14 protein-coding genes are annotated in these 11,155 nt (G+C 59.2%); 9 read left to right on the forward strand and 5 right to left on the reverse strand.

Annotated features, from left to right (window positions below; all coding sequences use genetic code 11):
* The 6 genes from BMZ42_RS17380 to BMZ42_RS17405 form a co-directional block, all read left to right on the forward strand.
* Positions 1–173, forward strand: a 173-nt coding sequence (locus BMZ42_RS17380; protein ID WP_175556773.1) for an ATP-binding protein, incomplete at its 5' end; no start/stop codon positions are given.
* Between the two features lie 428 nt (positions 174–601).
* Positions 602–1,546: an oxygen-dependent tRNA uridine(34) hydroxylase TrhO gene (gene trhO / locus BMZ42_RS17385; protein WP_091525100.1), complete on the forward strand. Its 945-nt coding sequence runs from the start codon at positions 602–604 to the stop codon at positions 1,544–1,546.
* A gap of 170 nt (positions 1,547–1,716) precedes the next feature.
* Positions 1,717–2,430, forward strand: a complete 714-nt coding sequence (locus tag BMZ42_RS17390) for a tellurite resistance TerB family protein (RefSeq protein WP_091525102.1) — start codon at positions 1,717–1,719, stop codon at positions 2,428–2,430.
* Between the two features lie 199 nt (positions 2,431–2,629).
* Positions 2,630–3,394 (forward strand): SDR family oxidoreductase, encoded by a 765-nt coding sequence (locus tag BMZ42_RS17395; protein ID WP_091525122.1) that lies wholly within the window; start codon positions 2,630–2,632, stop codon positions 3,392–3,394.
* Positions 3,395–3,504: 110 nt separating this feature from the next.
* Positions 3,505–4,188 (forward strand): GNAT family N-acetyltransferase, encoded by a 684-nt coding sequence (locus tag BMZ42_RS17400; RefSeq protein WP_091525104.1) that lies wholly within the window; start codon positions 3,505–3,507, stop codon positions 4,186–4,188.
* 130 nt (positions 4,189–4,318) lie between these two features.
* The gene (locus BMZ42_RS17405) at positions 4,319–4,525 is read left to right on the forward strand and encodes a hypothetical protein (RefSeq protein WP_091525106.1); all 207 of its coding nucleotides are present in this window, start codon (positions 4,319–4,321) and stop codon (positions 4,523–4,525) included.
* A gap of 9 nt (positions 4,526–4,534) precedes the next feature.
* Here BMZ42_RS17405 and BMZ42_RS17410 read toward each other — a convergent pair whose 3' ends face one another.
* From BMZ42_RS17410 to BMZ42_RS17420, 3 genes are all read right to left on the reverse strand, one after another.
* Positions 4,535–5,596, reverse strand: coding sequence for a nickel/cobalt transporter (locus BMZ42_RS17410; protein ID WP_091525108.1), 1,062 nt, complete (start codon positions 5,594–5,596; stop codon positions 4,535–4,537).
* Entirely contained in the window at positions 5,593–6,309 is a 717-nt protein-coding gene (locus BMZ42_RS17415; protein WP_091525110.1) for a DUF1007 family protein, read from the reverse strand. The genes BMZ42_RS17410 and BMZ42_RS17415 overlap by 4 nt, the downstream gene beginning before the upstream one ends.
* Before the next feature lie 133 nt (positions 6,310–6,442).
* The gene (locus BMZ42_RS17420; protein WP_091525112.1) at positions 6,443–7,348 is read right to left on the reverse strand and encodes a LysR family transcriptional regulator; all 906 of its coding nucleotides are present in this window, start codon (positions 7,346–7,348) and stop codon (positions 6,443–6,445) included.
* A gap of 808 nt (positions 7,349–8,156) precedes the next feature.
* Here BMZ42_RS17420 and BMZ42_RS17425 point away from each other — a divergent pair.
* Together BMZ42_RS17425 and BMZ42_RS17430 are read left to right on the forward strand one after the other, a co-directional pair.
* Positions 8,157–9,290, forward strand: coding sequence for a type III PLP-dependent enzyme (locus tag BMZ42_RS17425; RefSeq protein WP_091525114.1), 1,134 nt, complete (start codon positions 8,157–8,159; stop codon positions 9,288–9,290).
* Positions 9,291–9,386: 96 nt separating this feature from the next.
* Positions 9,387–9,953, forward strand: coding sequence for a GNAT family N-acetyltransferase (locus tag BMZ42_RS17430; protein ID WP_244523322.1), 567 nt, complete (start codon positions 9,387–9,389; stop codon positions 9,951–9,953).
* A gap of 14 nt (positions 9,954–9,967) precedes the next feature.
* Here the strand turns inward: BMZ42_RS17430 and BMZ42_RS17435 are convergent, their stop codons facing one another.
* Both BMZ42_RS17435 and BMZ42_RS17440 read right to left on the reverse strand, forming a co-directional pair.
* Positions 9,968–10,291: a hypothetical protein gene (locus BMZ42_RS17435; protein ID WP_091525117.1), complete on the reverse strand. Its 324-nt coding sequence runs from the start codon at positions 10,289–10,291 to the stop codon at positions 9,968–9,970.
* A 168-nt stretch (positions 10,292–10,459) separates the two neighbouring features.
* Positions 10,460–10,741, reverse strand: coding sequence for an SCP2 sterol-binding domain-containing protein (locus tag BMZ42_RS17440; protein WP_091525120.1), 282 nt, complete (start codon positions 10,739–10,741; stop codon positions 10,460–10,462).
* Positions 10,742–10,923: 182 nt separating this feature from the next.
* Here BMZ42_RS17440 and BMZ42_RS17445 point away from each other — a divergent pair.
* A partial coding sequence (locus BMZ42_RS17445; protein WP_139208004.1) for a transposase occupies positions 10,924–11,155 on the forward strand: 232 nt, incomplete at its 3' end.

Below are 11,155 nucleotides of genomic sequence, written 5' to 3' on the forward strand. Positions count from 1 at the left end.
TTTACGAGCGCACCAGCGTCATCATCACCACCAATCTCGCTTTCGCAGAATGGCCGAGCGTCTTCGGCGACGCCAAGATGACGACCGCACTGCTGGACAGGCTCACGCACCACTGCGAAATCGTCGAGACCGGAAACGAATCCTGGCGCTTCAAAAGCCGCTCTCAAAGCTAAAGCCGAAAAGCCAATCAGCCGCGCCCGATCAGGCTGTGCAACCCCGACCAGCTTCGCCTGATCGGGCGCTAACCGGCGTGCCCTTCACAAGCTCTAACCGGGGTCCCTTTTACACGAAAAGGCGGGGTCCCGTTTCCACGGTCATTGACAGCCAGCGCCGCCGTCTCGACACCGAGATGGCGCGCGGCACGCTCAATTTCAGTCATTATGTTGGATTTCGACATCGTTCTCTCCTTGCCGGAAACAGCGATTGTCGGAGGCTGATGGTACAAGGTGGATGGAGTAACGCCTTGAAACCGGCGCGAAGCGGCGTTAGAGCAAGCCAAAATCTGAAATATAGAGTTTTCTGCCTGGATGGCCGGATGCGGGTCGCATTGGCGCAATGCCGGGCCGTATCGTCAGGCGGCAGGAAGCTCCGGGAGCCAGTTATGGACCAGCAAGACCACACCGCCGCCTACAAGGTTGCTGCGCTTTACCGCTTCGCGTCGCTGCCGAACTGGCGCGATCTCCAGCAGCCAACCGTAGAGTTCTGCACTGCGCGCGGCATCAAAGGCACGCTGTTGCTGGCCCATGAAGGCATCAATGGCACTGTCGCAGGGACGCCTGAGGCCATTGATGAGTTGATGGGCTTTCTGAACGGGATCGAACCGCTCAGAGGCATCGAAGTGAAGTTCAGCACCGCCTCGCAGATGCCGTTTCATCGCATGAAGGTTCGCTTGAAACGTGAGATCGTCACGATGGGGGTCGAGGATCTCGACCCGATAGGCGATGCTGGCACCTATGTCGAAGCGCAGCAATGGAACGACCTGATCGCCGATCCAGAGACAATCGTCATCGACACGCGCAACGATTATGAGGTGGCGTTGGGTACGTTCAAACGGGCCGTCGACCCGAAGACCGAAAGCTTCCGCCAGTTTCCGGACTGGGTGAAGGCGCGCCACAATGAGCTGGCAGGTCGCAAGGTGGCAATGTTCTGCACGGGTGGAATTCGCTGCGAGAAAGCGACCGCCTATGTGCGCTCACTCGGCATCGATGACGTGTACCACCTCAAGGGTGGCATCCTGAAATACCTTGAAGATGTGCCGCAGGAAGAAAGCCTTTGGGAGGGCGAATGCTTCGTTTTTGACGAGCGCGTTTCGGTGGTCCACGGCCTCCAGGAAGGCGAGGCGGAGTTGTGCCGTGCCTGCCGTTTTCCGCTGACGCCACAGGATCGCCTGTCTGAATTCTATGTCAAAGGCGTGTCGTGCCACATCTGCCATGACAGCCGCACCGAGGAAGATCGCGCGCGCTATCTGGAGCGCCATCGGCAGGTGTCTTTAGCGGAGCAACGCGGCGCGCCATCTCCCATCGGGCGCAACTACGAGGATAGTTGACGCTAAGGCGTGCAGTCTTTCGGACTCGCTTCTGACGCTTCAAAGTCTTTCATTATCGCATGTCTTTATCCCGAAACCGGCATCTGCTTTCGGGAGAGATGCGATAGCGTTATTGTAATGCCATGATCGCCTGCCTACGTTTCTCCAACATCAATGTGAGGAGTGCGCGCATGTTCGATCCGAAAAAGCTGCTCGACGATCTGTTGGGTTCCAAAGTGCCGGGAACGCAGTCCACCGTCCGCGACAAGGCCGGTGAGGCGATCCAGATGGCGCGCGACAACCCACTCGCCACCGGCGCGCTTGCTGCCGTGCTTCTTGGCAGCGGCCCTGGGCGAAAGATCACCGGGTCGGCGGTGAAGCTGGGCGGTCTCGCCGCTGTCGCCGGCCTTGCCTACAAGGCTTATCAGAATTACAGCGCGGGTAACCCGCCCCAGGATGCACCTCGCGATCAGGAGCTGTTGCCGCCGCCCGCCGACACGCCGTTTCACCCGGCCCAGGCGCCGCAGGGCGAGGCCGAATTCGCTTTGGTGATCGCGCGCGCAATGATTGCGGCGGCGCGCGCCGATGGGCATATCGACGACGCGGAACGGGCCGCGATTTCGGACAGGCTGAAACTGTCGGGTATCGGCAGCGATGCCGAAGCATTCCTTCTGGAAGAGCTGCAGAAGCCTATTGATATCGATGGGCTTGTGGCCGCGGCGCAGACGGAAGCCCAACGGACGGAACTTTACACCGCATCGAGGATCGCCATTGAGCCGCGTACTCGCGCCGAGCGTGGCTATCTCGATATGTTGGCTGGCCGCCTGAAACTGCCAGACGCTCTCATCGACCATATCGAGGCAACCGTAGCACAAGCGAAATCACACGAAGTCACGGTCGGGTGATGGCGCTGGTATCGTTAACCCGTCGTTAACGAATCCGGTCCAACCTGAACCTAATCGGATCCGCTTTTCCTCCTCCCAGGCGTGATTCAGATTGAGGGCGGTCACAGCGACCGCCCTTTCTTTGAGCACAGGCTGTGCTGCTTGCCATCGACGCCATCATTTGCAAATCAGACCATCTGAAACGATGGAGGAGATCGGCATGGCTCGCGAAAAGATTGCTCTGGTAACCGGCGCAGGCAGCGGCATCGGTAAATCTGTCGCCACCGCGCTGGTGCGCAATGGCTGGCACACGATCATTGTCGGCCGGACGCTTTCGAAGCTGGCTGACGCGGCTGCGGCGGCAAGGGCGCAAGCAGACAATGGTGCGACCGCGCTGCCGCTTGCTTGCGACGTGTCGAATGAAGAGCAGGTCGAGGCTCTGTTCGACCAGATAGGTGAACAGTTCGGCAGGCTGGATCTGTTGTTCAACAATGCCGGGGCGGGCTATCCGGCAACCCTGATTGATGAACTGCCGGTCGATGTGTGGCGCGACATCGTGGACGTGAACCTGACGGGTTCGTTCTTATGCGCGCGCGCGGCGTTTGGGATGATGCGACGGCAGACCCCGATGGGTGGGCGCATCATCAATAATGGTTCGATCTCCGCGCATGCGCCACGACCGGGTTCTGTTGCCTACACTTCCACCAAACATGCGATTACCGGTTTGACCAAAACGCTGGCACTGGATGGGCGAGCATTCGACATTGCGTGCGGCCAGATCGATATTGGCAATGCGATGACCGAGATGGCGGTCCCCATGACGCAGGGCGTGCCCCAGCCGGATGGGTCAATACGCGCCGAGGCCGTCATGGATGTCGAGCATGTGGCGGATGCAGTGCTGCATATGGCGAACCTGCCGTTGGAGACCAATGTGCTGTTCATGACCGTTATGGCGACAAAAATGCCATTTGTGGGTCGGGGCTGACCTGCCACTGGCCGGTTCTGGAATATCAGCCATGGCGATATTGGTGCTGTCGCGGGTGGAAGGCATTGGGCACTGATGGGCGATCATCGGCAGAATGCGAGGACGCTATCATGACGAATCTGCAGAACTGGACGCCGCGCTCGCGCCCGCAACGACTGGTGCTTGAGGGTCGATATGTGAAGCTGGAGCCGCTGGACGCTGCTCGCCATGGTGACGCGCTCTACGAGGCGTCGCGCACAGAAGATCGGGCGGACCGCTTCCGCTGGCTGTATGACGATCCGCCGGAGAACCGCGGAGACTTCCAGTCCTGGATGGAAGCTGCAGCGGCAAGCGTTGACCCGATGCATTTCGCCGTGATCGACCGTGCCAGTGGCAAGGTTGGCGGACGTCAGGCGTTGATGCGCATGGACCCCGCAAACGGTGTCGTCGAGATCGGCAGCATCTTGTGGAACCCGCCTGTGGCACGCATGCCTGCGGCCACCGAAGCACTCTATCTGTTTGCGCGCTACATATTCGACGAGCTGGGCTATCGGCGTTTCGAGTGGAAATGCAATGCGCTCAATCTGCCCTCGTGCGCGGCTGCCGAGCGGTTTGGCTTCACGTTCGAGGGCATTTTCCGCCAGCATCTTGTGGTGAAGGGCGAGAACCGCGACACGGCGTGGTTTTCGATGCTGGACAGCGAATGGCCGCAGAAAAGAGCTGAGTTCGAGGCGTGGCTCGATCCGGCCAATTTCGACGCGAACGGGAGGCAAAAGCGTAGCCTGGGTGAAATCAGGGCTGGCCTGTCCAGCTAAAATTGTCAGGGCGACCTGTCGCACCCTCGCGCTTTGCTGGCGCAGCTTCTTGCCAAGCAGCCCCCGATCGACCATGTAATCTGCAAACGGCGCCAGACCGGTCGCCGCGCTGCTGCATTGGGAAGAAACTATGGACACAAGCACCCGGAACTCGGCGATTGCCGCTGCACTTATCCTGATCGTGTTTTGCGCCGGTGCTTACTTCCTGCCTTCGATCGTGATCGCCGCCGGCAGCATTTCTCCCTATATTGGCGGCGCTATCGCCGCCCTGTTCGTGCTGGCGTTTTTCGCTGTGTTCTGGGTACGAGGCCGCAGTCAGCGCAAGGCGCGCGACTGACCGGACCGATCAGGCAGATAGTGCTGCGCTTAGCAAGGCAAGGCCCAGTAGGAATACGAAGGCAGCGCCGGCAATCTCGATTGCGGTGTGGATCCGGTTGCCTGCGCGCCCATTGCCGGCAAACGCGACCGCAACATTCTTGGCGGTGACGGCGAGTATCGCCAGTGCCGACACCGTAATCGCAGTTCCCAGTGCCATGGCGAATACCGACAGCACACCGGACGCGAACAAGCCGTTGAGAAAGGCGAATGACAGCACCACAAGCGCGCCGGTGCACGGACGCAGCCCAACCGCGACAATGGCGGTCCAGGCTGTTTTCCAGCTGAACTGATCGCCGGAAATCAGCTTTGGATCGGGAGCGTGCGCGTGACCGCAGCTCGAGCAGACGTCACCGTGATGATGGTGATCGTGGTCGTGAGAATGCTCGTGATGTTGATGGTGATGGTCATGGTCATGGTGGTGATGATGGTGGTCGACATGGGCAGCCGAAAGGCTATGTGCGGGAGCGCGGCCAAGCGCCCGCCGAAGCGGTGGCCAGGCCTTGCGCCACAACAGCCAGGCGCCAAATCCCGTGACGAGCACATAGCTGGCGATTTCGAGAAAGCGCGTGGCGTCGGTCATCGACACCGAGGTGCCGCGCAGAACGAGGAATACAAGGCTCATCAGAATGATTGCGGTGATGCCCTGCAGAAGCGCTGAAACAAATGAGAGCAGCACCCCGCGGCGCAGCGCGACCTCATTGGCCAGCATGTAGGAGGATATGACGGCCTTGCCGTGACCTGGGCCGGCGGCGTGGAAGACGCCATAGGCGAATGAGATGCCGACCATCAGCCACATGCCATCGCCGCTGTCGCGGATGGAGCGCAGCGTGCCGGTGAGGGTTCGGTAGAACGCCTGCTGCTGGACATTGATCCAGCCAATGATGCCGGAAAACATCCCGGTGGAAGGCAGCGTGGTTTCGCGCGCACCGATGCCCAGAGAGCTTTGCGCATGGGCTGGCAGGCCGAGATGGCTCAACAGGATTGCCACTGCGATGGCAGCAAAGATGATGCGGACCGCATTCTTCTTCACGATTTCACCCCTTTGGTCGGACAGTTCAGCTCAAGCCGCGTTGCGAACAGCTTCGAATAATCAACGCCCATCGGATCATTGAAGAAGGCGTCGGTCAGCGACTGCTGGTTCATGGCGATGGCTTCGTCAGGGTCTGGGCGGACAACCTGGGTCGTGCAGGTTTCTGGCAGATTCGACACCGTCAGGTTCTCATCCTGATAGAAGTCGATGGCCGTGTAGAATGTCGGATCGTAGACCCCGAATTCCAGCTTTCCCTGCAAGGGCAGCGGAGAAGCCGGGCCGGATTCGAAAAGGATCGTCAACTGGTGATCGTCGAAAAGCGCGACGATGCGATCCGGCGTGCGCATTTCGACCGACTTGCCGTCGGCGGAAACGAACTGGAAATAGTCGAATTCGCCAAGCGATTCATGGATGACGGACGCCACCGCTTCCAGTTCTTCATGGCTGAGGACGAGGTCGCTGTTTGCGTCGAATTCCAGCAGGACAGTGCTTGAGAACAGGTCGTCAAACCGCCAGACATGACGCAGCGATTCAAGGGTCGCGTCGGCCGCCACAACGACTTCCAGACTCGCCTCCGCGAAGATGTGCGGATGTGCGAGTGCCGGCGCGTTGAGGCAGGCAGTTGCCACAAGGGCGTATGACGCGGGGGCCAGAGCGCTGCGCACGAATCTATTCACGTTGGAACGTCCTTCAAACCGACCGCGACAGAGCATGACAACCGGGAGAAATTAGGGCGGTCGTCTTAAAGCGCGTCGCGATCTTTCAGATTCGCTCCCTGCGCTTCAGTTCCTTGTTTTTACGCGTGTCTTTAACCCGAAACCGGCCCCCAGATTAGGGAGACATGCTTTAGGCGGGCGGTGTTTCCCGTTCTTTGAACCACTGAACCAGGAAGTCCACGAAGACCCGGATCTTTGCCGGTAAATAGCGGCGGTGCGGGTAGACGGCATAGATGCCGCCGCCACGGGGCACCCAGTCTTCCAGAACCCGGACGAGCTCACCCGATTCAAGCGCCGGCTCGGCGATGAAGTCGGGCAGTGGTGCAAATCCCAGCCCGGCAATTGCCGCTGCCCGCGCTGTCAGCGGACTGTTGGCCTCCAGCGGGCCGCTCACCGATACAGAGAACATTTCACCGTTCTGGCGCATGAACGGCCAGTTGGAAAGCCAGCGTCCATTGCTGTCGATGATACAAGGCATCTTGGCAAGGTCTTGAGGCTTCTGCGGTGTCCCGAGCGTTTCGAGTGTGTCGGGAGAGGCGCAGATGGTGACCGAGAAAGGTGACAGTCGGCGCGCGATCAGCGAACTGTCTTCAAGACGCGTGATGCGGATCGCCAGATCGAAGCCTTCTTCGACGAGGTCGACGAAGCGGTCATCGAGATTGATTTCCAGCACAATCTCCGGATAGGCCTTGATGAAATCGATCAGGGACTGGCCGATGGGGGCGTCGGCGAATGTGCGCGGCGCACTGAGCTTGATGCGGCCTTTCACATCACCCGACGATTCGCGCACCGTTTCGGAAAGGCTGTCGATCTCGCGCACGATCTCCGTTGCGCGTGCGTAATAGGTATGACCGGTTTCGGTCAGGGAGAATTGGCGTGTCGTGCGATTGAGCAGGAGGGCGCCGAGCTCGTCCTCCAACTCGCGGACATATTTCGACAACAGCGCTTTTGATCGGCCGATCTTGCGTGCGGCAGCCGAAAAACCTTCGGCCTCAACGACATCGATGAAAGCGCGCATACGCGTAAGAGTATCCATGTGGCTCCTGCGTTCGCTGATTTGGATAGAGTTTCACAGCTTTGTTCATTTAATCGAGCAGATCAAGCTCCAGGCGGTCTCATGTGGTGAACGCCGGCCCGAATCGCTTTTAGATCAAGCTGAATCGAATGACAGAGAGTGAAGGCCGCGTCAGCGTTTCTTCCAGAATGCGAGACTCATCTCATGAGAGAGAAATGTCGCGGCAAGCGTGGGTGGTGCGGCAGAATATATAAAAATTTCAATTCGTTAGGTTGATTTTTCGGCTGATGAGTGCGCTCGCATTGCGCGTCTGTCGCGACCGTTCTGTTGCAAGTTTGACTCACCGGATTTCAATTTTGCGCAAAGGCAAAAATACCGATTGATTGTCTCAGACCTTATCCCTATATCCGCGCTTGCCCAAAGTCGCACGTGCCTGTGGGTGTCCGCCGTAACCTCGTTTGGTGAGGGAAATCGGTAAGGTACCTGGAGCTAACCCCTCCAGTCGGTCTGGCGGCCAACCGCTGAGCCGAGGACACCTTGAAGCAACGACGGTGCGGGCCTTTCTGGTGTTCTGCCGGTCGTCCAAAGATCGGGGTTACTGAAGAGGCACACCTTCATTGCCGGCAGTGCGGACCGGGGGTTCTCCCATCCAAGCCAAGGCAGACAAAGCGAGTATTCGTCGCAAGACGGGTGCTCACCGCCACGTGAAGTGCGTTCGAGGTCTGGTGTTTCCACCAGCTGGGCCTTTGACCGCGCCTAACGTTCTTTGTCCCGCGGGTCGACGCCAGCGCGTTGACGCACGCACCTATGAATTGATGCGGAGAGAACCATGGCAACCCAGCGCATTCTCGACTTTCTTGCTACCCGTCGTCCCAGCGGCCCATGCCTCGTTGTTGACCTTGATGTCATCGAGGACAATTACAAGGCGTTCGAGCGCGCGCTTCCGAGCGCAAAGATCTATTACGCGGTGAAAGCCAATCCAGCGCCGGAAATCCTGCGCATGCTGGCTGGTCTCGGCTCGTCCTTCGACACCGCTTCGGTTGCTGAAATCGAGATGGCGCTTGACGCTGGCGCGTCTGCAGACCGCATCAGCTATGGCAACACCATCAAGAAGGAGCGCGATGTTGCACGCGCCTTCGAGATGGGCATTCGCCTGTTTGCGGTCGATTGCGTCGAAGAAGTCGAGAAGATCGCACGCGCTGCTCCGGGCAGCCGTGTGTTCTGCCGTGTTCTTGCTGACGGCGAGGGCGCCGAATGGCCGTTGTCGCGTAAGTTCGGCTGTGAGCCGAAGATGGCTGTCGATGTCCTTCGTCATGCGCACAAGCTGGGAATTGAGGCCTATGGCGTATCGTTTCATGTCGGCTCGCAGCAGTGCGACCTCGACGCCTGGGACAAGGCGCTGGCAGACGCCAAGGGGGTCTTCGAGGCTCTCGAGAAGGAAGGCATCGTGCTCAAGCTCGTCAATATGGGCGGCGGTTTCCCGACCCGCTACCTGAAAGACGTGCCGACGGCACAGGCCTATGGCGAGGCGATCTTCGCGTCGCTGTCGCGCCATTTCGGCAATCGCCTTCCGGAAACCATCATCGAGCCGGGTCGTGGCATGGTCGGCAACGCAGGTGTCATCAAGTCTGAGGTCGTGCTGATCTCGAAGAAGGCCGACAATGACAATGTGCGCTGGGTCTATCTCGACATCGGCAAGTTCGGCGGTCTGGCCGAGACGATGGATGAGGCGATCCGCTACCCGATCGCGACGCCGCATGATGGCGACGAGACGGCGCCTTGCATTCTTGCCGGCCCGACCTGCGATTCTGCGGACGTGATGTACGAGAAGACGCCTTATCCGTTGCCGCTGTCACTGACGATCGGCGACGAGGTGCTGATCGAGGGCACGGGTGCCTATACCACGACCTATTCGGCCGTGGCTTTCAACGGTTTCGAGCCGCTGCGCGCCTACGTCATCTGACGGAAACGTTCATTATCTATCTGTGGATCAGGCGGGTTCTCCCGCCCGATCCTGCTCGTCGATTTTTCACCGTCCCGTTTTTCAAGGAATGCCGCCATGAATTTGCAGGCCATGCTTCAGCAAGATTCCGCTGTCGCAGTGCTGGCTGAGCAAGCCTTCGACGTGCCCGCACGCGAAGCGCTGCTCGATCGTGCAATGGGGCAGGGACGCAAGAAGAAATCATCGGAAAAGCTGCGCCGTGGCCGCCGCCCGGCCAAAGGGCTGGCCCTCGTCGCAAAGGACGCCGACGGTGTTCTTCTGGGCACGGTGCGCCTCTGGAGTGTTCGCCTGGGGGAAGACGGTGCGCAGGCGCTGCTGCTGGGCCCGCTTGCGGTCGAGACTTCAGTCAAATCCGCGGGGATTGGCTCACAGTTGATGCGCCATGCACTCGAGGCTGCGCGGCAGCTTGGCCATGGGGCTATCCTGCTGGTCGGCGATGCGCCGTACTACGCGCGCTTCGGGTTCTCTGCCGAAAAGACCGGAAATCTGTCGATGCCCGGACCCTATGAGCGCGAACGCTTTCTGGCGCTCGAACTGGTCGACGGATGGCTTGACGGGGCAAGCGGCACGCTGAAGGCCAGCGGCGGCAAGGAAAAGCCCGCGCTTGTGGCGCGGGCCGCATAATTGATCCGAAAGGATCAGTTGGAGACGGTGTAGCTCGCCGTCTCGCAGAGATCCGTGGTGTCTTCCAGAACGTCGCCATCGTCGAACACGATGCGAAGGTCGTATTCGCAGGCGCGACGACCGTCGGCGATGGTCACATTGACGCTCTCGCCCGACCCCAGAACGTCGCGGCCGAGGATGTCTTCCTCCCACTCAGAAACGTTGCTTGGCGATGTGTAGAGTTCGGTGACCACAAAATCGCTTTTGTTGATGAACTTGAATACGAGATCGTCAGCATAGGCTGCGGTCGAGAAGGACAAGGCAGCGGCAGCAATAAAGATGTTTTTGAAATTAAACATGAAGTTCCCCCGGGCAAGATTGCGCGCTCTCCCTATGCCAACCGAGAGCCCCGGTGCAAGTGCCCATGAGGGAGCGCACCAAATTAATTTTTCCGAATAGCAAAAGGCGGCCGTGAAGCCGCCTTTCTTTATCAAAACGCTTGGGAAGCAGGTGGGGGAGGCGATACCTCAGAGCACCTGGCTGAGCTGCATTGCGATCGACATGTCGCCCGCAACCTTGATTTTCCCGGACATGAAAGCCATCGTCGGGTTCAGCTCGCCCGAGGTCAGTGCGATAAAGTTGTCCTTGGAAATGGTGATCGTGCAGTCAGCGCCGGCATCTTCGGTGGAGACGTTCTGACCGTCGACAACGATGACGCCGTCGTCGCCCAGATCGAACTTTACCGACTTGTCAAATCCGCTCCCGGCTACGCGCTCCCGGATCTTTTCGGCAATGGCGTCAAGGCTCATGCGTGGTCTCTCCTGATTGCGGCATGTTGTGGCCGCTATTAAAAACAGCGCCAAACTAGCAGATAATTGACGTTTACGTCAACGTGATTTAGCGTTCCTGTTCCCCGTCAGCGCCCATGGCACAGATTCAGGGTTGAGCTTTAAGGAGTGTTTTGGTCTCGTCGTCTGACGAAGGAACCAAGATGACTGCTAAATCCCCGAGCACCAAAAAGCCTGCCGAGCAGGTGGTGAAGGACATTCGCCGGGCGACCCGACGGCACTTTTCAGCTGAAGACAAGATCCGGATCGTTCTCGATGGTCTGCGCGGCGAAGACAGCATTGCCGAACTGTGCCGCAAGGAAGGCATCGCGCAGAGCCTTTATTACACTTGGTCGAAAGAGTTCATGGAAGCCGGCAAGCGCCGACTGGCGGGCG

The sequence above is a fragment of the Aquamicrobium aerolatum DSM 21857 genome (genome assembly GCF_900113935.1).
Taxonomy (GTDB): domain Bacteria; phylum Pseudomonadota; class Alphaproteobacteria; order Rhizobiales; family Rhizobiaceae; genus Aerobium; species Aerobium aerolatum.